The sequence below is a fragment of the Salmonella enterica subsp. arizonae genome (assembly GCF_008692845.1).
GTDB classification, from domain to species: domain Bacteria; phylum Pseudomonadota; class Gammaproteobacteria; order Enterobacterales; family Enterobacteriaceae; genus Salmonella; species Salmonella arizonae.
This window is the reverse complement of sequence record NZ_VXJW01000009.1, coordinates 97,018-121,074: the sequence shown is the minus strand read 5'-3', so window position 1 is coordinate 121,074 and position 24,057 is coordinate 97,018. Positions and strand designations below refer to the sequence as shown.

At 51.6% G+C, this 24,057-nt stretch carries 23 protein-coding genes and 1 pseudogene; 12 read left to right on the top strand and 12 right to left on the bottom strand.

Annotated features, from left to right (window positions below; all coding sequences use genetic code 11):
* Window positions 1-130 precede the first annotated feature (130 nt).
* Together yccA and tusE are read left to right on the top strand one after the other, a co-directional pair.
* On the top strand, window positions 131-790 hold the full coding sequence (gene yccA, locus F4V61_RS16785; protein ID WP_000374049.1) for an FtsH protease modulator YccA: 660 nt from the start codon (window positions 131-133) through the stop codon (window positions 788-790).
* Between the two features lie 86 nt (window positions 791-876).
* Window positions 877-1,206, top strand: a complete 330-nt coding sequence (gene tusE / locus F4V61_RS16780) for a sulfurtransferase TusE (RefSeq protein ID WP_000904448.1) — start codon at window positions 877-879, stop codon at window positions 1,204-1,206.
* Here the strand turns inward: tusE and yccX are convergent.
* Both yccX and F4V61_RS16770 read right to left on the bottom strand, forming a co-directional pair.
* Complete coding sequence (yccX, locus tag F4V61_RS16775) at window positions 1,203-1,484, bottom strand: acylphosphatase (protein WP_000072888.1); 282 nt, start codon at window positions 1,482-1,484, stop codon at window positions 1,203-1,205. The two genes, tusE and yccX, sit on opposite strands and share 4 nt — an antisense overlap.
* Before the next feature lie 47 nt (window positions 1,485-1,531).
* Window positions 1,532-1,644 (bottom strand): annotated as a pseudogene (locus F4V61_RS16770) (AraC family transcriptional regulator); the annotation flags it as partial.
* Window positions 1,645-1,956: 312 nt separating this feature from the next.
* Here F4V61_RS16770 and rlmI point away from each other — a divergent pair.
* Window positions 1,957-3,168, top strand: a complete 1,212-nt coding sequence (gene rlmI / locus F4V61_RS16765) for a 23S rRNA (cytosine(1962)-C(5))-methyltransferase RlmI (protein WP_000140473.1) — start codon at window positions 1,957-1,959, stop codon at window positions 3,166-3,168.
* A 57-nt stretch (window positions 3,169-3,225) separates the two neighbouring features.
* The gene (gene hspQ, locus F4V61_RS16760) at window positions 3,226-3,543 is read left to right on the top strand and encodes a heat shock protein HspQ (protein WP_000561984.1); all 318 of its coding nucleotides are present in this window, start codon (window positions 3,226-3,228) and stop codon (window positions 3,541-3,543) included.
* Between the two features lie 54 nt (window positions 3,544-3,597).
* On the opposite strand, the gene F4V61_RS16755 is transcribed toward hspQ, so the two are convergent.
* Window positions 3,598-4,011 carry a CoA-binding protein gene (locus F4V61_RS16755; protein ID WP_000665220.1) on the bottom strand — a complete coding sequence of 138 codons (414 nt, stop codon included), beginning with the start codon at window positions 4,009-4,011 and terminating at the stop codon, window positions 3,598-3,600.
* A 173-nt stretch (window positions 4,012-4,184) separates the two neighbouring features.
* Between F4V61_RS16755 and F4V61_RS16750 the strand changes: the two genes are divergently transcribed.
* Window positions 4,185-4,847: a DUF2057 family protein gene (locus tag F4V61_RS16750; protein WP_080160830.1), complete on the top strand. Its 663-nt coding sequence runs from the start codon at window positions 4,185-4,187 to the stop codon at window positions 4,845-4,847.
* Window positions 4,848-4,941: 94 nt separating this feature from the next.
* Window positions 4,942-5,400: a methylglyoxal synthase gene (mgsA, locus tag F4V61_RS16745; protein WP_000424187.1), complete on the top strand. Its 459-nt coding sequence runs from the start codon at window positions 4,942-4,944 to the stop codon at window positions 5,398-5,400.
* Window positions 5,401-5,435: 35 nt separating this feature from the next.
* Here mgsA and helD read toward each other — a convergent pair whose 3' ends face one another.
* Window positions 5,436-7,490: a DNA helicase IV gene (gene helD / locus F4V61_RS16740; RefSeq protein ID WP_080160831.1), complete on the bottom strand. Its 2,055-nt coding sequence runs from the start codon at window positions 7,488-7,490 to the stop codon at window positions 5,436-5,438.
* Between the two features lie 123 nt (window positions 7,491-7,613).
* On the opposite strand from helD, the gene F4V61_RS16735 reads away from it, so the two are divergent.
* Both F4V61_RS16735 and yccS read left to right on the top strand, forming a co-directional pair.
* Entirely contained in the window at window positions 7,614-8,060 is a 447-nt protein-coding gene (locus F4V61_RS16735) for a YccF domain-containing protein (RefSeq protein WP_001261226.1), read from the top strand.
* Between the two features lie 18 nt (window positions 8,061-8,078).
* Window positions 8,079-10,232 carry a YccS family putative transporter gene (yccS, locus tag F4V61_RS16730; RefSeq protein ID WP_038396239.1) on the top strand — a complete coding sequence of 718 codons (2,154 nt, stop codon included), beginning with the start codon at window positions 8,079-8,081 and terminating at the stop codon, window positions 10,230-10,232.
* Here yccS and F4V61_RS16725 read toward each other — a convergent pair.
* Window positions 10,210-10,824 (bottom strand): TfoX/Sxy family DNA transformation protein, encoded by a 615-nt coding sequence (locus F4V61_RS16725; protein WP_001202382.1) that lies wholly within the window; start codon window positions 10,822-10,824, stop codon window positions 10,210-10,212. The two genes, yccS and F4V61_RS16725, sit on opposite strands and share 23 nt — an antisense overlap.
* A 216-nt stretch (window positions 10,825-11,040) precedes the next feature.
* Between F4V61_RS16725 and sulA the strand changes: the two genes are divergently transcribed.
* Both sulA and ompA read left to right on the top strand, forming a co-directional pair.
* A complete protein-coding gene (gene sulA, locus F4V61_RS16720; protein ID WP_038396240.1) occupies window positions 11,041-11,550 on the top strand; it encodes an SOS-induced cell division inhibitor SulA in 510 nt (169 codons plus the stop codon).
* Between the two features lie 357 nt (window positions 11,551-11,907).
* The gene (ompA, locus tag F4V61_RS16715) at window positions 11,908-12,960 is read left to right on the top strand and encodes a porin OmpA (protein WP_024131942.1); all 1,053 of its coding nucleotides are present in this window, start codon (window positions 11,908-11,910) and stop codon (window positions 12,958-12,960) included.
* A 59-nt stretch (window positions 12,961-13,019) separates the two neighbouring features.
* On the opposite strand, the gene matP is transcribed toward ompA, so the two are convergent.
* Complete coding sequence (matP, locus tag F4V61_RS16710) at window positions 13,020-13,472, bottom strand: macrodomain Ter protein MatP (protein ID WP_000877173.1); 453 nt, start codon at window positions 13,470-13,472, stop codon at window positions 13,020-13,022.
* 185 nt (window positions 13,473-13,657) lie between these two features.
* On the opposite strand from matP, the gene F4V61_RS16705 reads away from it, so the two are divergent.
* Together F4V61_RS16705 and fabA are read left to right on the top strand one after the other, a co-directional pair.
* Window positions 13,658-15,418 (top strand): AAA family ATPase, encoded by a 1,761-nt coding sequence (locus tag F4V61_RS16705; RefSeq protein ID WP_080160832.1) that lies wholly within the window; start codon window positions 13,658-13,660, stop codon window positions 15,416-15,418.
* 68 nt (window positions 15,419-15,486) lie between these two features.
* A complete protein-coding gene (gene fabA, locus F4V61_RS16700) occupies window positions 15,487-16,005 on the top strand; it encodes a bifunctional 3-hydroxydecanoyl-ACP dehydratase/trans-2-decenoyl-ACP isomerase (RefSeq protein ID WP_000227925.1) in 519 nt (172 codons plus the stop codon).
* 99 nt (window positions 16,006-16,104) lie between these two features.
* Here the strand turns inward: fabA and rmf are convergent, their stop codons facing one another.
* The 6 genes from rmf to rlmKL form a co-directional block, all read right to left on the bottom strand.
* The gene (rmf, locus tag F4V61_RS16695) at window positions 16,105-16,272 is read right to left on the bottom strand and encodes a ribosome modulation factor (RefSeq protein ID WP_023177830.1); all 168 of its coding nucleotides are present in this window, start codon (window positions 16,270-16,272) and stop codon (window positions 16,105-16,107) included.
* 248 nt (window positions 16,273-16,520) lie between these two features.
* Window positions 16,521-17,084 carry a membrane integrity-associated transporter subunit PqiC gene (gene pqiC, locus F4V61_RS16690; RefSeq protein WP_000759140.1) on the bottom strand — a complete coding sequence of 188 codons (564 nt, stop codon included), beginning with the start codon at window positions 17,082-17,084 and terminating at the stop codon, window positions 16,521-16,523.
* Complete coding sequence (gene pqiB, locus F4V61_RS16685; RefSeq protein ID WP_079835914.1) at window positions 17,081-18,721, bottom strand: intermembrane transport protein PqiB; 1,641 nt, start codon at window positions 18,719-18,721, stop codon at window positions 17,081-17,083. Before pqiB ends, pqiC begins: the two co-directional genes overlap by 4 nt.
* Window positions 18,722-18,725: 4 nt before the next feature.
* On the bottom strand, window positions 18,726-19,979 hold the full coding sequence (pqiA, locus tag F4V61_RS16680; protein WP_080160833.1) for a membrane integrity-associated transporter subunit PqiA: 1,254 nt from the start codon (window positions 19,977-19,979) through the stop codon (window positions 18,726-18,728).
* A gap of 14 nt (window positions 19,980-19,993) precedes the next feature.
* A complete protein-coding gene (locus F4V61_RS16675; RefSeq protein WP_038396248.1) occupies window positions 19,994-21,901 on the bottom strand; it encodes an ABC transporter ATP-binding protein in 1,908 nt (635 codons plus the stop codon).
* Between the two features lie 12 nt (window positions 21,902-21,913).
* On the bottom strand, window positions 21,914-24,022 hold the full coding sequence (rlmKL, locus tag F4V61_RS16670; protein WP_080160834.1) for a bifunctional 23S rRNA (guanine(2069)-N(7))-methyltransferase RlmK/23S rRNA (guanine(2445)-N(2))-methyltransferase RlmL: 2,109 nt from the start codon (window positions 24,020-24,022) through the stop codon (window positions 21,914-21,916).
* Window positions 24,023-24,057 lie beyond the last annotated feature (35 nt).

Genomic DNA, 24,057 nt, shown 5'->3' with positions numbered 1-24,057 from the left:
GGTAATTGCCTGAAATCTATTAGGGAAACTAAACGTAAACGGATGCGTAAAGATGGGTAAAACCGCTGGGTGATAGTGACTATTTTTATTATTCTTCTTTATTAATTACATCTGTCATAAGAGAGTGACTATGGATCGTATCATTACATCATCGCGTGATCGTAGCTCGCTACTGAGCACGCACAAAGTACTGCGCAATACCTATTTTCTGTTGAGCCTGACGCTGGCTTTCTCCGCAATTACCGCGACAGCCAGTACGGTATTGATGCTGCCCTCTCCCGGCCTGATCCTGACGCTGGTCGGTATGTATGGGCTGATGTTCCTGACATATAAAACCGCCAATAAGCCGGTTGGTATCCTGTCTGCTTTTGCGTTTACCGGTTTCCTGGGGTATATCCTGGGTCCGATTCTTAACGCCTATCTGTCAGCGGGCATGGGCGATGTCATTGGCATGGCGCTGGGTGGTACCGCGTTAGTATTTTTCTGCTGCTCCGCTTACGTCCTGACCACCCGTAAAGATATGTCCTTCCTGGGCGGTATGCTGATGGCCGGCATCGTTGTCGTACTGATTGGTATGGTAGCGAATATTTTCCTGCAACTCTCCGCGTTGCACCTGGCAATTAGCGCGGTATTTATCCTGATTTCATCGGGCGCTATCCTGTATGAAACCAGTAATATCATTCACGGCGGTGAAACCAACTATATTCGAGCGACCGTAAGTCTGTATGTTTCGCTGTATAATATCTTTGTCAGCCTGCTCAGCATCCTGGGCTTCGCCAGCCGCGATTAATCGAAATTCCCCTCTTCCAGCCCTGCTTATGCGGGGCTTTATTTTTTGCTACACTGCCGTTCGTGTTGATTACGCAGTGAAACGTTATGTTGATCTTTGAAGGTAAAGAAATCAGTACTGATAGCGAAGGCTATCTGAAAGAGACGACGCAGTGGAGTGAACCGCTGGCAGTCGCTATCGCCGCGAATGAAGGCATTGAACTCTCTGCGGAACACTGGGAAGTCGTGCGCTTCGTGCGCGAATTCTACCTTGAGTTTAATACCTCTCCCGCTATCCGAATGCTGGTAAAAGCGATGGCGAACAAGTTCGGCGAAGAAAAAGGCAACAGCCGCTATCTGTATCGTCTGTTTCCAAAAGGTCCGGCAAAGCAAGCAACCAAAATCGCCGGTCTGCCCAAGCCGGTAAAATGTATTTAATAACGAATACTGAAGTCTGTTAACGTCTCGTGGGGGCTGTGCGGTTCAGTGAGGATTTTGTCCACACGAGCAGAGCGCGGCCCGCCCTCTTTCAGCCATTTGATGAGCTTTTCCACCTGCGCCTCATCACCACAGGCCACGACTTCTACACTACCGTCATCCATATTCTTCGCATAGCCGGTTAACCCCAGCCGCTGCGCCTCATGTTGCGTAGTATAGCGAAATCCGACTCCCTGAACGCGACCATAAATCCAGGCGATTGTGCAGACGTTCGACATGACGGTTCTCCTTTCATAACAGTAGTGAAGGTTCATACAGGACGTAGTTAACGTACCTGACAGGGCAAACATCGATAATGTGGGCGAAATGTGGCCGTAAATCGCGCCACCAACAGGTAGCCACACGTAATGCAATTTCGCCAATTGGTAGCGTCAACGATCCCATAGTAAGAATGTCCGCGCTACTGAGGCTCAACGCCGACACGGCAGACGCGCTACCACTCAATACCATCATTGCAGCTACGCTCATGTTTTCATTGTATTACCTTCTTCATGTAAAGAAATAGCACGATGAAAAGCGCCCGTTGAAGAAACAGTGCCTTTATGATTTTACTTTGTACAGAAATGCTCACTACCATACGCTGATGATTGCCCCTCTCTTCTGTGCTACCCTACGCGCCATTTCGTTTTCACGGTCCCAGGCTGGAACTATCATCCGGCTCGCGTCACTGTTTGTGAGAGGTTGCTCCGCATGACTGAATCTACATTTCCGAACTATCCCCGTTTAGTGCTCAGTAAAGGGCGAGAAAAATCTTTACTCCGCCGCCACCCATGGGTCTTTTCCGGCGCCGTCTCCCGTCTGGAAGGCAAAGCCAACCCCGGAGAAACTATCGATATTGTCGACCATCAGGGAAAGTGGTTAGCACGCGGCGCCTGGTCGCCAGCGTCCCAGATCCGCGCGCGCGTCTGGACATTTGATAAAACAGAACCCGTTGATATTGCGTTTTTCACCCGCCGCCTGCGACAGGCGCAGCATTGGCGCGACTGGCTGGCGAAAAAAGACGGTCTGGATAGCTATCGTCTGATTGCCGGTGAATCCGATGGTCTGCCTGGCGTCACTATCGATCGTTTTGGTCATTTTTTGGTGCTGCAACTGCTCAGCGCTGGCGCCGAATATCAACGTGCCGCATTAATTAGTGCTCTGCAAACATGCTATCCGGATTGCGCTATTTACGATCGCAGCGACGTCGCCGTGCGGAAAAAAGAAGGGATGGCACTGGCGCAAGGCCCGGTCACTGGCGAGCTGCCGCCTGCGCTTCTGCCAATTGAAGAACACGGTATGAAATTACTGGTCGATATCCAGGGCGGCCACAAAACCGGTTATTATCTTGATCAGCGTGACAGTCGTCTGGCGACGCGCCGCTACGTGGAAAATCAACGGGTACTGAATTGCTTCTCTTATACTGGCGGTTTTGCCGTATCGGCGTTAATGGGAGGTTGCCGCCAGGTCGTCAGCGTGGATACCTCGCAGGATGCGCTGGATATCGCCAGGCAAAACGTTGAACTGAACCAACTGGATTTGAGCAAAGCCGAATTCGTGCGTGATGACGTGTTTAAGCTGCTGCGCGCTTACCGCGAACGCGGCGAAAAATTCGACGTCATCATCATGGACCCGCCCAAATTCGTCGAAAATAAAAGCCAGTTAATGGGCGCATGCCGGGGCTATAAAGACATTAACATGTTGGCGATTCAACTGCTCAATCCCGGCGGCATACTGCTGACATTCTCTTGCTCCGGCCTGATGACCAGCGATTTATTTCAGAAAATCATTGCCGATGCCGCAATAGATGCTGGTCGTGATGTACAATTTATAGAGCAGTTCCGTCAGGCCGCCGATCATCCCGTGATCGCCACCTACCCGGAAGGGCTGTATCTGAAAGGGTTTGCCTGTCGCGTCATGTAACTTGAAAAGTGGAATAGTATCCTTATATAAAGGGTATCTATTTCCCGGGAGGTGACTATGATAGCCAGCAAATTCGGTATCGGCCAGCAGGTCCGCCATTCCCTGTTAGGCTACCTCGGAGTGGTCGTCGATATCGACCCGGAATATTCGCTTGATGAGCCGTCGCCTGATGAACTGGCGGTTAACGACGAACTTCGCGCCGCTCCGTGGTACCACGTGGTAATGGAAGATGATAATGGGCAGCCAGTACATACTTATCTGGCCGAGGCCCAGTTGCGAAGCGAAATGCGGGACGAGCATCCGGAGCAGCCATCGATGGATGAACTGGCGCGTACCATTCGCAAGCAGCTTCAGGCGCCGCGACTACGTAACTGATTATATTTAACAGGCCGGATAGCGATACACTGCCTTATCCGGCCATTTTAACGCTTATTTCGCCAGCCCAAGGCGAGGGATCTCAATTGCCGGGCAGCGATCCATCACGACAGTCATGCCTGCATCCCGCGCCAGTACCGCCGCCTGTTCGTTGATCACGCCAAGCTGTAGCCACAACGTTTTTGCGCCGATGGCAATGGCTTCCTGCGCGACGCCCCACGCCGCTTCAGAGTTGCGAAAAACATCTACCATATCGACTTTTTCTGGGATGTCAGCCAGCGTGGCATATCCCTGTTGCCCCAGCAATAATTTACCGGCGACTTTTGGCGCGACCGGAATTACATGGTAGCCCTGATCAAGCAAATATTTCATTACCCGATAGCTTGGGCGATCGGATTTATCGCTCGCGCCTACCAGCGCGATGGTGCGAGTGGACGTCAAAACGTCAGTAATATCGGTCTCTTTCATCATCTTTCTCCTGGCTGTTTTGCAAAGTGTACGACAAACCTGACATGCCAACTATTCATCCCATACCGATGTATGAGAGCAAAACGCTAAAATATGTCTATATGTTAGTAAACATGATCTGAGAAAAATTTTGATACATTCTTAGCTACACGGCCTTTGGACAGGAGAACCTTATGAAAACCGGCGCGCTAACCACCTTCTTTGCTCTCTATTTGCCGGTTACTGTTTTTGCCACAACGCTCCGTCTGTCGAATGAGGTCGATCTTCTGGTGCTGGACGGCAAAAGGGTGTCCGGTTCGTTATTACGCGGCGCAGATAGCATCGAACTGGAAAATGGGCCGCACCAGCTTGTTTTACGGGTGGAAAAAAACATCCGCCTGTCCGGTAATGAAGAGCGGCTTTATATTTCTCCGCCGCTGGTGATAAGTTTCGATACCCAACAGACAAGCCAGGTCAATTTCCATCTGCCGCGGCTGGAAAATGAGCGTGAAGCCTCGCATTTTAACGCGGCGCCGCGTCTGACGCTTTTGGACGGCGACGCCATGCCCATTCCGGTGAAACTCGATATCCTGACAACCACTTCTACGGCTAAGGTGGTCGATTATGAAATAGAGACCGAACGTTATAATAAATCGGCGAAACGCGCCTCGCTTCCTCAGTTCGCCACGATAATGGCGAACGACAGTACATTACTTTCCGACGCCTCAGAACTTGATGCCGTGCCGCCTCAATCGCAAACTCTGACAGAACAGCGCCTGAAACATTGGTTCCGACTGGCCGACCCGCAGACACGCAGTCACTTTCTGCAATGGGCGGAAAAACAGCCTTCCTCTTGATACGAGTTGTGCCAGCGCGCACTTTTTTTGTCTTTCTCTTGCAGCATCAAACGCTTCCAGTAATCTGTAGAAAGGTTAACTACGGAATCGAATTATGGAACTGACGACTCGCACCTTACCGACGCGCAAACATATCGCGTTGGTTGCCCACGACCACTGCAAACAGATGCTAATGAACTGGGTGGAACGCCATCAGCCGCTGCTGGAAAAACATGTTCTCTATGCAACTGGCACGACGGGGAACCTGATCCAGCGCGCAACAGGTATGGACGTTAATGCGATGCTGAGCGGCCCGATGGGCGGCGACCAGCAGGTTGGCGCGCTCATTTCAGAAGGGAAAATTGACGTATTGATTTTCTTCTGGGACCCGCTTAACGCAGTACCTCACGATCCGGATGTAAAAGCGCTACTGCGTCTGGCCACCGTGTGGAATATCCCTGTCGCGACTAACGTCTCAACGGCGGACTTTATCATCCAGTCCCCGCATTTTAACGACGCTGTAGATATTCTTATTCCGGATTATGCGCGTTATCTGGCCGAGCGACTGAAATAACCGCTGTGCGGGCGGGATGCTGGACCGCCCGCGTTTTAGGGTTTTCTCGCCACCGGCACATCTAACTGTTTAAGCGCCGCCACAAAGCGCGATGGATTCTCTTTATTGAAAAGTAGCCAGACCCGCGCGCGCGCGCGCGTCAGCGCCACATATAATAAACGCCGCTCTTCAGCATCCGGAAAATCCTCAACCTGAGGAAGAAGCGCATCTTCCATAATGGACTCTCGCGCCGGTGCGGGGAAGCCGTCGCTACCCTCCTGTAATCCTACAAGAATAACGTAATCGGCCTGCTGACCCTTGCTGGCATGGATAGTCATGAAATCTATCTGCAACTTCGGCCAGCGGATAGCCGCTTTTTGCAGACTGGTAGGTTTCAGGTGATGATAGCGCGCCAACACCAGAATACGTTCATCCTCTTTCGCATAGCCGGATAATTTATCCAGTAAGGCGTCTAACTGGCTTTCATCCAATAACGTAACCGCTTTTTTATCGCCTGCGGTCAGACTATTTAATGGTTTTTTAAGCTGGTGCGGATTCTGCTGCACAAAGCGATTAGCAATATCGCCAATCCGGCTGTTAAAACGGTACGTGGTGTCCAGATGGCAATGTTCTCCTTCGCCGAACGTCTGATGAAACGCCGTCGTTAAGGAGAGTTGCGCCCCGCTAAAACGGTAAATCGCCTGCCAGTCATCGCCAACGGCAAACAGCGTAGTCTGGCTATTCTGTTTGCGCAGCGCCTGTAACAGCGCCGCCCGTTGCGGAGAAATATCCTGAAATTCATCGACCAGAATATGTTTCCACGGGCTGATAAAACGCCCTTTGTCGAGGATCGCCATTGCCTGATGAATCAACCCGGAGAAATCAACGGCGTTTTCCGCTTTCAGCGCGCTTTTCCAGGCTTTCAGCAGCGGCGCCATCAGCTTAATACGTTTGCCGAACAGCTCGCGGCACTCCTCTGGTGCGCCAGCGATCATTTCTGCCTGAGCGCCGCCGTGCATACGCATCAAACTGACCCAACGATCCAGGCGCGGGGCCAGACGCCGCTGCAATGTCTCATCGTCCCAGAAATTGCCTTCCGGCACCGTCCACTTCATCTCCTCTTGCAGCCACTGACGCCAGCCTTTGGCCTGTGCTTTCTTCTCGCTACACTGCTGACGCCAGGTGTGCAGAAATAGCTGATGCCGCGTTGCGGCGTCACTTTCCAGCTTACTGACGACAGGCGCTTTTTTACTGCCTTGCTGAATAATATGCAGCGCCAGCGAATGGAAGGTACGGGCAGTAATTTCTTCCGTATGTAAACGCTCGCGGATACGCTCATCCATCTCCTCTGCCGCCTTGCGACCAAACGCCAGCAAAAGAATTTGCCCCGCATCGGCTTGTCCGCGCGCCAACAGCCAGCCCGCACGCGCCACCAACACCGAGGTCTTTCCGCTCCCCGCGCCCGCCAGCACCAGTAATGATGATTCGCCGTTAACTACCGCCCTGGCCTGAGAGGAATTAAGCGGAGAGGTCTCTATCTCGGTAAAAAAGTCGGCATGCGCTTCCAGCATGGCATCAGCATACGCCTGATTGTGCTGCTGCCGGCTTCCCTCGCTGTCCTGTAACCACGCCAGACACTTACGCCATATCTCGCGACAGTTATCAAATTCCTCCAGCCGTGAGATCGGTAGCGGCAAGGCGGCAAAGGTCTGGCGAATTTCGTGTTCCAGTCCCCGAACCCGCTCACGAGTAAGCCATTGATTTTCTCCCGTTCGTTCACTAATACGCGCCCATTGCTCTTGTAATGCCTGCGCGGCGACATCGCTCATCTCCTGGCTCCAGCGACGCCAGTGCGCGTCCAGGTGGCGATGAAATTGCTGGGTTTCTGTCCACTCGGTGCCGTGCAAACGCACGACTTTGTCCTCCGGGAGGACAAATTCCAGCTCGCCCCACACTAGCCCACGCTTACAGTGAATCGCCAATAACTGATTGAATGGAATAAGATATTCATGCCTGTCGCCAGACACTTTCACCCCAGCGTTAAGGATCACAGCACGATCATAGGGGTGTTGCGCCAGACGTTTTCCAAGAGAAGTTGCTTTCAGTTCCATGACTCAGCGAATCCAGACGTAAAGATGTGCTTATCAGTGTAACCGCCAGAGAAAACGTGCTCCAGTTTAAAAAAACGTTACAATTGCCCGCAGTGATAGAAAACCGGAATGAACTGAGGGTTTATGCGTACCGTTCTGAATATTTTAAACTTTGTACTGGGCGGCTTTGCCACTACGTTGGCCTGGCTGTTGGCGACGCTTGTCAGTATTGTGCTTATTTTTACCCTGCCGTTGACCCGTTCCTGCTGGGAGATAACCAAACTTTCCCTGCTCCCTTACGGCAATGAAGCTATCCACGTTGACGAACTCAATCCAGCGGCGAAAAACGTACTAATGAATACTGGCGGTACCTTGCTGAATATTTTCTGGTTACTTTTTTTCGGCTGGTGGCTATGCGTGATGCACATTGCCTCCGGAATCGCGCAGTGTGTCACTATCATCGGGATACCTGTCGGGATTGCGAACTTTAAAATTGCCGCGATTGCGCTTTGGCCTGTCGGTCGCCGCGTCGTCTCTGTTGAAACCGCTCGCGCCGCGCGGGAAGCTAACGCGCGCCGCCGTTTTGAATGATCGGAACAAATAATCTTTATGTTAAGTCCGCTGATTCGCCGTTATACCTGGAACAGTACCTGGCTGTATTACATACGCATTTTTATCGCTCTGTGCGGCACCACCGCCCTGCCCTGGTGGATGGGCGACGTCAAACTTACCATCCCGCTCACCCTCGGTATGGTCGCTGCGGCGCTAACCGATCTTGACGACCGCCTCGCCGGGCGCTTGCGTAATTTAATCATTACCTTAATTTGCTTTTTTATCGCTTCTGCTTCTGTTGAGCTGCTCTTTCCCTGGCCGTGGCTATTTGCGTTGGGCTTAACCTTATCCACAAGCGGATTTATTCTGTTGGGAGGATTAGGGCAACGCTATGCCACCATCGCGTTCGGCGCGTTACTCATTGCCATCTACACGATGCTGGGTGCCTCTTTATATACACACTGGTATCAGCAACCCCTACTCCTGCTGGCGGGCGCGGTATGGTATAACCTGCTAACGCTAACCGGGCACTTGCTATTTCCGATCCGCCCGTTACAGGATAACCTTGCGCGCAGTTACGAACAGTTGGCGCACTATCTGGAGCTGAAATCACGCCTGTTTGATCCTGATATCGAAGATGAGAGCCAGGCGCCGCTCTATGATTTAGCGTTAGCGAACGGGCAGTTAATGGCGACGCTGAACCAAACGAAAGTATCGTTGTTAACTCGCCTGCGCGGCGATCGCGGTCAACGCGGCACGCGCCGCACCCTCCATTACTATTTTGTGGCGCAGGATATTCATGAACGCGCCAGCTCTTCGCATATTCAATACCAGACGCTGCGCGACCATTTTCGTCACAGCGACGTGATGTTTCGCTTTCAACGTCTGATGTCGATGCAGGCACAGGCCTGCACGCAGCTGGCGCGCTGTATTTTACTACGCACGCCATACCAGCATGATCCGCGCTTTGAGCGCGTGTTTACCCATATTGACGCTGCGCTTGAACGTATGCGCGCCAACGGCGCCTCTTTGGAGCTACTGAATACGCTTGGGTTCTTATTAACCAACTTGCGCGCCATTGATGCGCAACTGGCGACGATCGAGTCGGAACAGGCCCAGGCAATGCCGCGCAATGAATCAGAAAACCAGTTGGCCGATGATAGCCTGCATGGGTTTAGCGACATCTGGCTGCGTCTAAGCCGCAACTTTACTCCGGAGTCCGCTCTCTTTCGCCATGCGGTACGCATGTCGCTGGTTTTGTGCGTGGGTTATGCTCTCATTCAAATTACCGGGATGCGCCACGGGTACTGGATATTGCTCACCAGCCTATTTGTTTGTCAGCCTAACTATAACGCTACCCGCCATCGTCTTGCGCTAAGAATTATCGGTACGCTGGTGGGCGTTGCCATCGGCCTGCCGATTTTATGGTTTGTTCCTTCCCTCGAAGGACAGTTAGTGCTGCTGGTGATCACCGGCGTGCTTTTCTTCGCATTCCGTAATGTGCAGTATGCCCATGCGACGATGTTCATCACCCTACTGGTATTACTCTGCTTTAATCTACTGGGCGAAGGCTTTGAGGTAGCGTTACCACGCGTCATCGACACGTTACTTGGCTGCGCTATTGCCTGGGCTGCGGTCAGCTTTATTTGGCCGGACTGGCGCTTTCGCAACCTTCCCCGGGTACTCCAGCGCGCCACCGATGCGAATTGCCGTTACCTTGATGCGATCCTTGAGCAATATCACCAAGGCAGGGACAACCGCCTGGCCTATCGCATTGCCAGACGCGACGCGCACAACCGCGATGCAGAACTGGCGTCCGTGGTTTCTAATATGTCAAGCGAACCCGACGTCACGGCCGAAACCCGGGAAGCGGCGTTCAGGCTGCTTTGTCTCAATCATACTTTTACCAGCTATATTTCCGCCCTGGGCGCGCACCGCGAAAAGCTCAGTAATCCGGACGTGTTGGGGCTTCTGGATGACGCGGTCTGCTACGTTGATGATGCGCTCCATCATCAACCAGAAGACGAACAGCGCGTACACCTGGCACTGGAAGATTTAAAGCAGCGAGTTCAGTCGCTGGAAACACGCCCGGACAGCAAAGAACCTCTGGTTGTACAACAAATTGGTTTGCTCATTGCCTTACTGCCCGAAATCGGGCGCTTACAGCGACAAATTTCACCGCTGCCTTCTACAGCAATTGCGCAGCCGTAAGCGAATGAGCCCAGTCCGCAAGCTCCTGGCGACGGCTCGCCGGGAGCGCCGCTTCATGTACGCCAACAATTGCGCCTTCCAACGCATACAAGACTTTTACCGTCAGCAAGGGGTTGCTTTGTCGCAATCTTAGCCAGCACATTTTCGCGCCCAGTACGCGTAGCATATTCTCATCCTTTATCCCTGACTCATTGAGCAATGTTTCCAGATGGAAGGTCATGTTGGGGAGATCTTTGAGTCTGTGCTGTAAAAAACGGCTGTGTTTTTCCTTCATTGCCGCGTCAAGAGAATACTTCGATAAACGTACCAGTTGCTGCTGATCGCGCCACAGGCTTTCATCCACCCGGTAATAGTTGAGCATAACGGGCCGTCCACACTTCATAAACGTGAGCCAGACGGGAGGATGCTTCACACAGTAGGATACGCTTTGTTCACAGGCGCGGAGATAAAGCTCGCCATTAGCTACCATCGCAAAGACGGTATCCTCAACGGTCAGACTATAGCTGCCGAATAAGGATCGATACTGGATCGTCCCCAGAGAGGCCAAATATTCTTGCGATTTATAGATCCTGTCATAGGAAAGTGCTCTCATAAAATTCCTTTTAAATCATAAAGTAAAAGAATAATTTGCATTAAATGATCCGTTAATGACGAAAATAGGCAACTTATACTCTACGAGCAAGATGATTTTTATTTTTGACGTCACTAAGAATAAAAATTGCGAGACAGTTTCCGAAAATAGAGTTGATCTTTCATCGCCGCAGGGTTACTGTATGAATATACAGTAACCCACAGGGCTGGATTGATTATGTACACTTCAGGTTATGCAAATCGTTCTTCGTCATTTCCTACCACTACCCACAACGCTGCGCGTGCCGCTACGGAAAATACCGCCGCAGGGCTGGTCAGTGAAGTTGTCTACCACGAAGACCAGCCCATGATGGCGCAACTCCTGCTTTTGCCTTTGCTTCGGCATTTAGGCCAACAATCACGCTGGCAGCTCTGGCTCACGCCGCAGCAAAAACTCAGCCGTGAATGGGTACAGTCTGCAGGTTTGCCGTTAACGAAAGTAATGCAAATTAGTCAGCTTGCACCTCCTCATACGCTTGAAGCAATGATTCGCGCTCTACGTACAGGGAATTACAGTGTGGTGATTGGCTGGCTGACAGAAGAACTTACGGAAGAAGAACATGCCAGCCTGGTTGAAGCAGCAAATGCAGGCAATGCGGTAGGGTTTATCATGCGCCCTGTACGTGCGCATGCTTTACCCAGGAGACAGCATTCTGGGCTAAAAATTCACTCTAATTTGTATCATTAAGTAAAATTAGGATTTATCCTGGAATTTTTTTTATGTGATTGCATCTCCTTTGAGTGCTAATGTTTTTTTTTGCAAGAAAGCTTGCCAGAAGCGGTTTCCGCGATTTTTGCTGTACAATTTATCATCTGATAACTGTTAAATCATGTGCATATTCGTCATGTTTTTTTCACATGTCTGACAGAGTTCACACTTGTAAGTTTCCAACTACGTTGTAGACTTTACATCGCCAGGGGTGCTCGGCATAAGCCGTAGATATCGGTAGAGTAACTATTGAGCAGATCCCCGGTGAAGGATTTAACCGTGTTATCTCGTTGGAGATATTCATGGCGTATTTTGGATGATAACGAGGCGCAAAAAATGAAAAAGACAGCTATCGCGATTGCAGTGGCACTGGCTGGTTTCGCTACCGTAGCGCAGGCCGCTCCGAAAGATAACACCTGGTACACTGGTGCTAAACTGGGCTGGTCCCAGTACCATGACACTGGTTTCATTCCTAACAATGGCCCGACCCATGAAAACCAACTGGGCGCAGGTGCTTTTGGTGGTTACCAGGTTAACCCGTATGTTGGCTTTGAAATGGGTTACGACTGGTTAGGCCGTATGCCGTACAAAGGCGACAACATCAATGGCGCTTACAAAGCTCAGGGCGTTCAGCTGACCGCTAAACTTGGTTACCCAATCACTGACGATCTGGACGTTTATACCCGTCTGGGTGGTATGGTATGGCGTGCAGACACCAAGTCTAACACCCCTGGCGGTGCTTCTTATAAAGACCACGACACCGGCGTTTCCCCGGTATTCGCGGGTGGTATCGAATACGCTATCACGCCTGAAATCGCTACCCGTCTGGAATACCAGTGGACCAACAACATCGGTGATGCCCACACCATCGGCACTCGTCCGGACAACGGCCTGTTGAGCGTAGGTGTTTCCTATCGTTTCGGTCAGGAAGAGGCGGCTCCGATGCCAGCGCCGACCCCGGCTCCGGCTCCGGAAGTACAGACCAAACACTTCACCCTGAAGTCTGACGTCCTGTTTACCTTCAACAAAGATAACCTGAAGCCGGAAGGCAAGCAGGCTCTTGATCAGTTGTACAACCAACTGAACAACCTGGATCCGAAAGACGGTTCCGTCGTCGTTCTGGGCTTCACTGACCGCATCGGTTCTGACGCTTACAACCAGGGTCTGTCCGAGAAACGTGCTCAGTCTGTTGTTAATTACCTGATCTCCAAAGGTATCCCGGCTGACAAAATCTCCGCACGCGGTATGGGCGAATCCAACCCGGTTACCGGCAACACCTGTGACAACGTGAAACAGCGCGCTGCACTGATCGACTGCCTGGCACCGGATCGTCGCGTAGAGATCGAAGTTAAAGGTATTAAAGACGTGGTAACTCAGCCGCAGGCTTAAGTTTCCGTCTGATAAAAAACCCCGCCTCATCGCGGGGTTTTTTGTGTTTATTCATTACACTATTTTTTGCCTAATAACGCCTGTAAATCCTGCTTCAACGTACTCATCGTCGTCGCGTATTTTTCTTTATGCTCCGCATCCTCTATGAGTTGCACAATCGTTTCGGATAATGTTTTACCGCGTCGCTGCGCAAGGCCCGCCAGACGCTGCCAGACCATAAACTCTAAATCGATAGATTTTTTACGCGTATGTTGATGTTCCGCATTAAAGTGTCGTTTGCGTCTTGCCCGGATCGTTTGTTTCATCCGATTAAGCAAGGCAGGATTCATATGCCTGTCAATCCAGACATTTACCCGCACCGGTTCATTTTCGAGGGCCAACAACAAATTGACGGCTTCCTGGGCAGCGCTGGCTTCCACGTAGCGGGTGATCAACTCCCCTTCGCGGTGCTTTTTCACCAGATATTTCCATTTCCAACCGCTTTCAAGATTTTCAAGTTGTTGATATTTCATCGTGATCCCAATGTTACCGTGTAACTGATATCAGAATATCAGTTTTTTAGCCATCTGAAGAAAAGAATCTCGAACCTGTGAAGGGTTACGCGTCTTCACATTACTTTGCGTTCGCTTTCCGCGTGTGCAGCGTGGCGGGTTAGGCTATAATCCCCCCTTTTACAACAGACTAAAAAACCTCAACTTTGACCATTACGAAACTTGCATGGCGTGATCTGGTTCCGGATAGCGAAAGTTATCAGGAGATATTTGCACAGCCACACGCGACTAACGAAAAAGACACCTTACTCAGTGATACTCAGCCACGTCTGCAATTTGCGCTTGAGCAACTTATTCAGCCGCGGGCCTCATCCTCTTTTATGCTGACTAAAGCGCCTGAAGAGCAAGAGTATCTCACTTTACTTTCAGATGTCGTCCGCGATCTGCAAACCGATGCCGGACAATTAACCGGCGGGCATTATGACGTTTCCGGGCATACTATTCATTACCGTGCCGCGCAGGATGTACAAGACAACTTTGCCACCCTCGCACAAGTAGTTAGCGCGGACTGGGTCGAAGCCGAACAACTCTTTGGTTGCCTGCGGCAGTATAAAGGCGATATTACCCTGCAGCCCGGTCTGGTTCATCAGGCGAACGGCGGCGTACTTATTATTTCCTTGCGGACCCTTCTGGCGCAGCCATTGCTGTGGATGCGCCTGAAAGCCATCGTTACCCGCGAACGTTTTGACTGGGTAGCGTTTGACGAATCGCGTCCATTACCGGTTTCCGTGCCATCGATGCCGCTCAAATTAAAAGTGATCCTGGTTGGCGAACGTGAGTCGTTAGCTGATTTTCAGGAGATGGAACCAGAGCTCGCGGAACAGGCTATCTACAGTGAATTTGAGGACAACCTGCAGATAGCGGATGCAGAAGCCATGACTCTGTGGTGTCAGTGGGTGACACATATCGCTTCACGCGATAATTTGCCTGCCCCGGCGCCGGACGTCTGGCCAGTTCTGATACGCGAGGCTGTCCGTTATACCGGTGAACAGGACACCCTGCCCCTTTGCCCACTGTGGATAGCCCGCCAGTTTAAGGAGGCGGCGCCATTATGCGAAGGAGAGACATGCGGTGCAGAAGCGCTCAGCCTGATGCTTGCCCGACGCGAATGGCGAGAAGGGTTTCTGGCAGAGCGGATGCAGGACGAAATTCTGCAAGAGCAGATTCTGATTGAAACCGAAGGCGAACGTGTTGGACAAATCAATGCGCTTTCAGTTATTGAGTTTCCTGGGCATCCGCGCGCTTTTGGCGAACCCTCGCGAATTAGCTGCGTTGTGCATATCGGCGATGGCGAATTTAACGATATTGAACGAAAGGCCGAACTTGGCGGAAATATTCACGCTAAGGGAATGATGATTATGCAGGCCTTCCTGATGTCGGAGTTGCAGTTGGAACAGCAAATCCCCTTCTCCGCCTCGTTAACCTTTGAGCAGTCCTACAGCGAAGTTGATGGCGATAGCGCCTCAATGGCTGAATTATGTGCGCTCATCAGCGCGCTGGCTAATGTGCCAGTGAATCAAAACATTGCGATTACCGGCTCGGTCGATCAGTTTGGCCGCGCGCAGCCGGTGGGCGGGCTTAACGAAAAAATTGAGGGTTTCTTCGCCATCTGCGAACAGCGGGAGTTAAGCGGTAAACAGGGCGTGATTATTCCTGCCGCCAATGTCCGGCATCTCAGTCTTAAATCCAGGCTGCTGCAGGCAGTTAAAGAAGAGAAGTTCACTATCTGGGCGGTAGACGACGTGACCGACGCCTTACCGCTACTGTTAAATCTGGTGTGGGATGGCGAAGGACAAACGACGCTGATGCAGACTATCCAGGAGCGTATCGCGCAGGCGACGCAACAGGAAGGTCGTCATCGCTTCCCGTGGCCATTACGTTGGCTGAACTATTTTATTCCGAACTGATCGGACTTGTTCAGCGTACACGTGTTAGCTATCCTGCGTGCTTCAATAAAATAAGGTTTACATAAAACATGGTAGATAAACGCGAATCCTATACAAAAGAAGACCTTCTTGCCTCTGGTCGTGGTGAACTGTTTGGCGCTAAAGGGCCGCAACTCCCTGCGCCGAATATGCTGATGATGGACCGCGTCGTTAAGATGACCGAAACGGGCGGCAATTTCGACAAAGGCTATGTCGAAGCAGAGCTGGATATCAATCCGGATCTGTGGTTCTTCGGGTGCCACTTTATCGGTGATCCAGTAATGCCAGGCTGTCTGGGTCTTGATGCCATGTGGCAGTTAGTGGGATTCTACCTGGGCTGGCTGGGCGGCGAAGGCAAAGGCCGTGCTCTGGGCGTGGGCGAAGTGAAATTCACCGGCCAGGTTCTGCCGACAGCAAAAAAAGTCACCTATCGTATTCATTTCAAACGTATTGTTAACCGTCGCCTTATCATGGGCCTGGCGGACGGCGAGGTTCTTGTAGACGGTCGACTGATCTATACCGCACACGATTTAAAAGTTGGTTTGTTCCAGGATACGTCCGCGTTTTAAGTGATGAATTGATATTCCGCGCTATCGGTATCATGCTGGCAAAATCGATAACGGCGAAACCTCCGCACTGCGGAGGTTTCTTTTTCTAAAGAGACAGAATCAGGCCATTACCACCCTGTCCTCCATGGCTTGTCGCCAACCTCCTAGCCAGTATGACCGTTGATTCAGCGTCTGATAGGGACACATTTCTTTTGAGCGTCCGGCGATGCCGGCCTGATATCCACGCTGATGTGCCCGTTCCAGGCGATCTCGTTTTTGTCTCTTCATGCCTCGTTTCCCTCATACTTGTATCTGGTGGAAAAGAAAACAGTGATTACAAATTGTGCAATCACACTGCACAAATACCTCTAAATGGATCGCCCGTCAATGCGCAAGATTCACACCAATGTCATATTTGTGAGCTATACGGTAAATCATTTGTACAAAAAACGTGCGCCAGAACAACTATTTTCCGGCGTTGAAAAAACCGCTTCAGTCGCACGGCCTGAAGCGGTTAAATTTACATTACTTTTATCTCAGGGAAGCCGTTTTATCTCATCGGCCATAGCGGTCGCTTCCTGACTCCATACGCTTGCCAGCACTTTGACCATTTCATCATAGCCATCTTTCTGCTGACTGGCTTCAATATGGAAAGGCCGCTTAATCAGCTGTCCGTTGTGATTTAATAGCCACTCCCCACTAACGATAACCTTACCATCGTAACGCCCATGGAATCCGGTTACGGTAACGTTTAACGTATCCTGCGTTGTTCCCAACGGCTGGGAAGCGACGATCCAGCCTGGAAGCCGGGTGCTAAGATTTGCCACCAGAGTGTTACGCAATTGCTGATCCAGTGGGCTGGCCCATAAATTGTTATTGGCAATCACATACTGAACATCACTGGTTTGATACACCACGCCATTACCTGCCAAATAGTCAGGCACGGAAACCTGCTCTACCCATAAGAGGCGGTTGCCCTGGCTCGCGGTGCTCTGCACACCGCTTTGCGCTATCGGCAGCTGATAATAACTTTTATTCTCTCCGCTGGAGCTACATGACGCCAGCCAGAACGCCATTATCACGACTAGCCATTTTTTCATTGTTTCGCCCTCTTAGGCTCGGGATCTTTTTTATCCTTCGCTTCAAATACCAGCGCGTTGCTCTTCTCGTTCAGCGTCTTCAACACGGGTTGTAACTCGCGAAGCACCTGATCAAGACGCTGCATGTCCGCCACCATTTTGTTATACGCCGCTGATCCAGGCTGGAAGCCTTGCATACTGCGATTAAGTTCGCGTAACGTCGTTTGCATATCCGCCGGAAGCTGCTGCATCGACTGACTGGAGGTAATCTTGTCCATATTATCCAGTGTGGTTTGCAGATGCTTCATCGTCCGCTGGCTTTCCGTCAAGGTGTTAGTCGCCTGTTCAATCATTGGATTCAAAGGCAGGTTATTGATCTTATCCAGAGCTTCCATCAGTCGCTGCTGAATTTGCGCCAGGCCACCACTGACTGTTGGAATAATCTGGTAACCACCAAACTCGCGAATGCCTTTCAAGGGCGGTTCTTTAGGATAGAAATCCAGATCCACATATAGCGCGCCCGTCACCAGGTTACCGGTTTTCAGCGACGCCCTTAACCCGCGATTAAGCAGATCGGCCAGATGAGCTCCAACGTCGGTATTCTCTCCAAGCTGCGCTTTCAGACGTTCCGGTTCAATACGAACCAACACCGGAATACGATAATCGTCATTAAACGCTTGTCGCATACCTGGCGCAAAAAAAGGCACCTTTCCGACTGTCCCTAAACGGATCCCGCGGAATTCGACCGGCGCTCCCGGCTGGAGTCCACGAATCGAATCTTTGAAGAACATAAGGTAATCGATGTGATCGGTATAGAGTGAATCCTGAATGCTTTTCTGATCGTCATACAGGCTGAAAGCGGTTTTTTCCGCAACCGGTTGTCCCTGTTCAAGCCCCTCCGGAACATCAAAACTAACGCCGCCGCCAAACAAAGTGCTCAGCGAGCCCATTTCAACTCTCATACCAGCAGAAGTCAGATCCACCGCAATACCGCTGTCCTTCCAGAAACGGACGTTACTGGTCACCAGGCGGTCGTTCGGCGCATTGATGAAAAGCTGATAACTGATGGAACGTTTCTGTGGATCGAACATACTGGTTTCTACGGAACCTACGCGATATCCACGGAACAAGACCGGATCGCCGGGACTTAGCTGACCGGCCTTTTTGCTGTCCAGAATCACACGAATTCCTTTCGCATCAGGCGGCGCCAATGGCGGTGAATCGAGAAGCTGATAGCTTTCCGGCTGGCTGCCCTTGTTCCCAGGTTGCAGTTCAATATACGCGCCTGACAACAACGTCCCAAGCCCGCTTATGCCTTCACGCCCCACCTGCGGTTTTACAACCCAAAATACCGAGTCTTTATGTAGCAACTTTTCCATACCGGAATGAAGTCGCGCTTTGATTTGTACATGGGTCAGATCGTCGGTCAGCGTCGCGCTTTCAACCACGCCAACATCCACACTGCGGCTTTTGATGGTCGTTTTTCCGCCTTCAATGCCTTCTGCATTGGTGGTGATTAAGGTGACTTCCGGCCCCTGGTGGCTATAGTGATAAAACAGAATCCAGGCTCCGATAAGCGCAGTAATGATCGGGAATATCCAGACAGGCGACCAATTTTTCACCTTTTGTACTTTGGCTTCCCCTTTTTTAGGTTCCATGCTATCAGGACTCCTCATGGCCTGGTTCGTATTCACGATCCCACGACAGACGCGGATCAAAGGTCATTGCAGAAAACATTGTCATTATGACGACTAAAGCAAACATCAACGCACCCATCGCAGGATAAATATTCATTAACCCTCCCATACGCACCAGCGCAGAGAGTACGGCAATGACAAAGACATCAATCATTGACCAGCGCCCCACAAACTCCACTACTTCATAAATAAAATGCATCCGTTCACTGTCGCGCTTACCGTGGCCTTTCGCATCCCAACAAAGCCAGGCAATAGCGATCATTTTTAGCGTCGGCACCATAATACTGGCGAGAAAGATAACCGCCGCCACCGGATAAGACCCCTCGCTCCACAGCAAAATCACGCCAGCCAGAATGGTCGACGGCATTTTCGAGCCCAGTAAGTCGGTAATCATAATCGGCAAAATATTAGCGGGCAGATAAAGCATGATCGAGGTAAATAATAACGCCAGCGTCCACTGCAAACTGTTTTTACGCCGGACATAGCCTTTCGTATGGCAACGCGGACAGACGAGACTCTCCGCAGGCAGGATCGCCGTGCAGCAGGCGCAGGAACGCAAAGACTGCCGGATACCGGTAATCCCCGGCGTTAACGGTTGCGCCAATGCAGGCTGCGGGGCAATGTCATCCCACAACCAACGGCGATCGACACACTGGAACGCCCGCAACTGAACGAGACAAAATAAACACCAGGGAATAAAACTGCTGCCGATGCCGATATCGCCGTAGGCCATCAGCTTAACAAAGCTGACCAGCACCCCGGCGAGAAATATTTCCGCCATTCCCCAGGATTTCAGGAGGAAAAGGATCCGCGCCAGCGTTTTTTTTACCGACAATGGGAGACTGGCGCGGTTGACGAGCAATAAAATGGTCACCAGGCAAAATGCCGGCACCAGTTGAACAAATAATAAAAAGAAAGTGCCGAGGCTGGCGTAATCTTCAGAAAACATGACGCCGGGAATTTCCAGAAGTGTTACTTCGCTGGTGACGCCCGCGACATTCATATTGACGAAGGGAAAAAGGTTAGAAAGCAGCAACATAAATAGGGCCGCTAACGCATAGGCGGTAGGACGCTGCCGGGGCGCGTCCCACTCGGTCGTTAACGTTGCGCCGCATCGTGGACATGCTGCTTTTTGTCCATGCGAGAGGCGGGGTAAAGCCACCAGCATGTCACATTGCGGGCACAATATGTGCTTCGCAGCATGGTGATGTTCACACATAGGCGCTCCTTTAATTATGCCCCGTTTTTCAGGCCTTCAAGATACTCCCAACGTTCGAAGGCTTGCTCAAGTTCTTGCTCCGCCTGACTTAAATCGGCCAGAACTTTTTGCGTTTGTTCATGGGGCTGGCTAAAAAAGGCCGCATCCGCAACCTGCGCCTGTAGCGCTTCCAGCTTCGCTTCCAGGTCTTCAAGCTGACCGGGTAACTGCTCCAGCTCGCGCTGCAGTTTATAGCTTAGTTTGCTACTGCCGCGTTTTACAATTTCTGCTTTAGGGGCAATAACTTCCTCGTTCTTTCTCACCATCGGCTGTCTCGTCGCCAGATGCTGCTCTTGCTGCGCACGCGCATCATGATAGCCGCCGATATAACGTCCGATTTTGCCGCCGCCCTCAAAAATCCAGCACTCCGTCACGGTATTATCGACAAATTGCCGATCGTGGCTGACCAGTAGTACCGTCCCCTGATAGCCATCAATTAATTCTTCTAATAATTCCAGCGTTTCGACGTCAAGATCGTTCGTTGGTTCATCGAGAATTAAAAGATTGCTCGGCTTGAGGAACAGTCGCGCCAGCAGCAGACGGTTACGTTCGCCGCCGGAAAGCGCGCGGACTGGCGTCATCGCCCGTTTGGGGTGAAACAGGAAGTCCTGCAAATATCCCAGTACATGGCGCGGTTTACCGTTTACCATTACCTCTTGCTTGCCTTCCGCAAGGTTATCCATCACGGTTTTTTCCGGGTCCAGTTCGGCGCGATGCTGATCGAAGTAAGCGACTTCCAACTTCGTACCCACATGGATACGCCCGCTGTCAGCCTGGAGCTGACCCAGCATCAGTTTCAATAGCGTGGTTTTACCGCAGCCGTTCGGGCCAATTAACGCGATCTTGTCGCCGCGCTGTACCTGAGCAGAGAAATCTTTTACCAGTTGCTTTCCTTCTACCTGGTAATCGACATTTTCCATCTCAAAAACGATTTTACCGGAGCGCGTCGCCTCTTCGACCTGCATCTTCGCCGTGCCCATCACTTCACGACGCTCGCTGCGTTCGCGACGCATCGCTTTTAATGCCCGCACGCGCCCTTCATTACGGGTGCGGCGCGCCTTGATGCCCTGCCGAATCCAGACTTCTTCCTGCGCCAGCTTGCGATCAAATTCCGCGTTTTGTAACTCTTCTACGCGCAGCGCTTCTTCTTTCTCCAGCAGATACTGATCGTAATTTCCAGGATAGGTGACTAATTTGCCACGATCGAGATCGACAATACGGGTCGCCATATTGCGAATAAACGAACGATCGTGAGAGATAAAAATAATCGTTCCGTTAAAGGTTTTCAAAAACCCTTCCAGCCAGTCGATGGTTTCGATATCCAGATGGTTAGTCGGTTCATCCAGTAACAATACGCGCGGATTGCTGACCAGCGCCCGACCCAGCGCGGCTTTACGCAGCCAACCGCCGGAAAGCGACGACAGCGCGGCGTTAGGATCAAGTCCAAGCTGCGCCAGCACTTCATTAATACGGTTTTCCAGCTGCCACAGATTATGATGATCGAGCTGTTCCTGTACGCGCGCCATTTCATTGAGGTTTTTCTCGCTGGGATCGGTCATCACCAGACGGGAAATCTCATGATAGCGCTTGAGGTATTCCGCTTGTTCTTCGATACCTTCGGCGACAAAGTCATAGACGCTGCCCGCAATATTACGGGGCGGGTCCTGTTGCAGACGCGCGACGATCAGATCCTGCTCATAAATAATACGCCCATCGTCCAGACCCTGTTCGCGGTTGAGGATCTTCATCAAGGTGGATTTCCCGGCGCCGTTACGCCCCACCAGACAGACGCGTTCGTTATCTTCGATATGCAATTCTGCGTTATCGAGAAGCGGCGCGTCGCTGAACGACAGCCATGCGCCATGCATACTGATTAATGACATTTACTTTTCCTTTCAGGCGGCGCGGATCAGCCAGCAATTATGGATCTGACGGTTACGGGCAAAATCCGGGGAGAGCGTTTTTTGCGTAATTTCTTGTGCTGTAAGCCCCAGTTCAGCCAGCCCTTCCAGATCCATACGGAATCCGCGCTTATTATTTGAAAACATGATGGTGCCGCCTTTACGCAGCAGGCGTTTTAAATCTTTCATTAACGCGACATGATCGCGCTGAACATCAAACGACGCTTCCATACGTTTTGAGTTAGAGAACGTCGGCGGATCGATAAAGATCAAATCGAACTGTTCATTCGCCTCGCGCAGCCAGCCCAGGCAGTCGGCCTGAATCAGGCGATGCGCGCGGCCGCTCAGTCCGTTCAGACGCAAATTACGTTCGGCCCACTCCAGATAGGTGCGGGACATATCCACCGTTGTGGTGCTGCGCGCGCCGCCCAGACCTGCATGTACGCTGGCGCTGCCGGTATAAGAAAAGAGATTCAGGAAATCTTTGCCTTGACTCATCTCTCCTAGCATCCGGCGGGCAATACGGTGATCGAGGAACAGGCCGGTGTCGAGGTAATCCGTCAGATTTACCCATAAGCGCGCATTATATTCGCTGACCTCAAGAAACTCGCCCTTTTCGCTCATTTTTTGATATTGGTTTTTTCCTTTTTGCCGTTCGCGGGTTTTTAACACCAGTTTATTCGGCGAGATACCAAGTACTGACAAGGTTGCCGCAATAATATCGAACAGACGCTGCCGCGCTTTTTGCGCATCCACCGTTTTCGGCGGCGCGTACTCCTGAATCACCGCCCAGTCGCCGTAACGGTCTACCGCCACGTTATATTCCGGCAGATCGGCATCATACAAGCGATAGCACTCAATGCCTTCCTGGCGTGCCCATTTTTCCAGCTTTTTAAGATTTTTACGCAGGCGATTAGCGTAATCTTCCGCCACCGTCGCCGGTTTACTGTCCGCAGTGGTTTCCGCAATATGATAGTTTTTCTGCACGCAGTCCAGCGGGCCATTCTTGGCTTTAAACTGTTTGTCGGCACGCAGTTGCAGGCTGCCCAGCAGATCGGGCGAGGCGCTGAACAGCGACAGGTTCCAGCCGCCAAACTGATTTTTCATGATACGGCCCAGCAGACTGTGCAGCGCAATCAGCGCCGGTTCGCTGTCCAGACGTTCGCCGTAAGGCGGGTTACTGATAACCGTACCATACGGGCCTTTCGGCAACGGATTGCTCAGTTGCGCCACATCTTTCACTTCAAAGGTGATTAGCTCGCCGATACCAGCGCGACGGGCGTTGCTGCGCGCCCGCTCAATAACGCGCGCATCGCTGTCGGAACCGTAGAAATGAGACGAATACTCCGCCAGTCCCTTACGCGCCCGGGTCTGCGCTTCGGCTTTCACTTCCTGCCAGATAGTCTCGTCGTGCTGCGCCCAGCCGCTAAATCCCCAGTGACCACGGTGCAGTCCCGGCGCGCGATCGGTCGCCCACATCGCGGCCTCAATCAATAATGTTCCTGAACCACACATAGGGTCGAGCAGCGGCGTACCCGGCTGCCAGCCGGAACGCATGACAATCGCCGCCGCCAGCGTCTCTTTAATTGGCGCAAGACCGGCGCGATCGCGGTAGCCGCGCAGGTGCAGGCCATCACCGCTGAGATCCAGCGCAATGCTGGCAGTTTCTTTATTCAGCCAGACGTTAATACGCAGATCCGGCGCTTCGCGATCCACATTGGGACGCGGAAGATTTTTCCGCGTAAACGCATCGACAATCGCGTCTTTAACTTTCATCGCGCCATACTGACTATTACGGATGGTGTCGTTCAGGCCGCTGAAATGCACTGCAAACGTCGCGCCAGGATTAAAAATCTCTGTCCAGTTTATCGCCTGAACGCCGAGGTAAAGATCGAGATCGCTGTAGACCTTGCACTCACCCATCGGTAGGATAATACGCGAGGCCAGGCGGCTCCACATCAGACTCTGGTAAATAAGCCGCGTGTCGCCCTGAAAATGGACCCCACCCTGAACAACCTGGCATGCTACGGCGCCCAGCTTTTCCAGTTCAGTTTTTAACAGCTCTTCCAGCCCGCGGGCCGTACTGGCAAACAGAGAATTCATATTGTCACTTTTACGCTAAGAAAATTGTTGCGCAT

Coding starts and splice junctions, on each gene's coding strand:
- yccA (WP_000374049.1), top strand. CDS start 131: ATGGATCGTATCATTACATCATCGCGTGATCGTAGCTCGCTACTGAGC.
- tusE (WP_000904448.1), top strand. CDS start 877: ATGTTGATCTTTGAAGGTAAAGAAATCAGTACTGATAGCGAAGGCTAT.
- yccX (WP_000072888.1), bottom strand. CDS start 1,484: ATGTCGAACGTCTGCACAATCGCCTGGATTTATGGTCGCGTTCAGGGA.
- rlmI (WP_000140473.1), top strand. CDS start 1,957: ATGACTGAATCTACATTTCCGAACTATCCCCGTTTAGTGCTCAGTAAA.
- hspQ (WP_000561984.1), top strand. CDS start 3,226: ATGATAGCCAGCAAATTCGGTATCGGCCAGCAGGTCCGCCATTCCCTG.
- F4V61_RS16755 (WP_000665220.1), bottom strand. CDS start 4,011: ATGAAAGAGACCGATATTACTGACGTTTTGACGTCCACTCGCACCATC.
- F4V61_RS16750 (WP_080160830.1), top strand. CDS start 4,185: ATGAAAACCGGCGCGCTAACCACCTTCTTTGCTCTCTATTTGCCGGTT.
- mgsA (WP_000424187.1), top strand. CDS start 4,942: ATGGAACTGACGACTCGCACCTTACCGACGCGCAAACATATCGCGTTG.
- helD (WP_080160831.1), bottom strand. CDS start 7,490: ATGGAACTGAAAGCAACTTCTCTTGGAAAACGTCTGGCGCAACACCCC.
- F4V61_RS16735 (WP_001261226.1), top strand. CDS start 7,614: ATGCGTACCGTTCTGAATATTTTAAACTTTGTACTGGGCGGCTTTGCC.
- yccS (WP_038396239.1), top strand. CDS start 8,079: ATGTTAAGTCCGCTGATTCGCCGTTATACCTGGAACAGTACCTGGCTG.
- F4V61_RS16725 (WP_001202382.1), bottom strand. CDS start 10,824: ATGAGAGCACTTTCCTATGACAGGATCTATAAATCGCAAGAATATTTG.
- sulA (WP_038396240.1), top strand. CDS start 11,041: ATGTACACTTCAGGTTATGCAAATCGTTCTTCGTCATTTCCTACCACT.
- ompA (WP_024131942.1), top strand. CDS start 11,908: ATGAAAAAGACAGCTATCGCGATTGCAGTGGCACTGGCTGGTTTCGCT.
- matP (WP_000877173.1), bottom strand. CDS start 13,472: ATGAAATATCAACAACTTGAAAATCTTGAAAGCGGTTGGAAATGGAAA.
- fabA (WP_000227925.1), top strand. CDS start 15,487: ATGGTAGATAAACGCGAATCCTATACAAAAGAAGACCTTCTTGCCTCT.
- rmf (WP_023177830.1), bottom strand. CDS start 16,272: ATGAAGAGACAAAAACGAGATCGCCTGGAACGGGCACATCAGCGTGGA.
- pqiC (WP_000759140.1), bottom strand. CDS start 17,084: ATGAAAAAATGGCTAGTCGTGATAATGGCGTTCTGGCTGGCGTCATGT.
- pqiB (WP_079835914.1), bottom strand. CDS start 18,721: ATGGAACCTAAAAAAGGGGAAGCCAAAGTACAAAAGGTGAAAAATTGG.
- pqiA (WP_080160833.1), bottom strand. CDS start 19,979: ATGTGTGAACATCACCATGCTGCGAAGCACATATTGTGCCCGCAATGT.
- F4V61_RS16675 (WP_038396248.1), bottom strand. CDS start 21,901: ATGTCATTAATCAGTATGCATGGCGCATGGCTGTCGTTCAGCGACGCG.
- rlmKL (WP_080160834.1), bottom strand. CDS start 24,022: ATGAATTCTCTGTTTGCCAGTACGGCCCGCGGGCTGGAAGAGCTGTTA.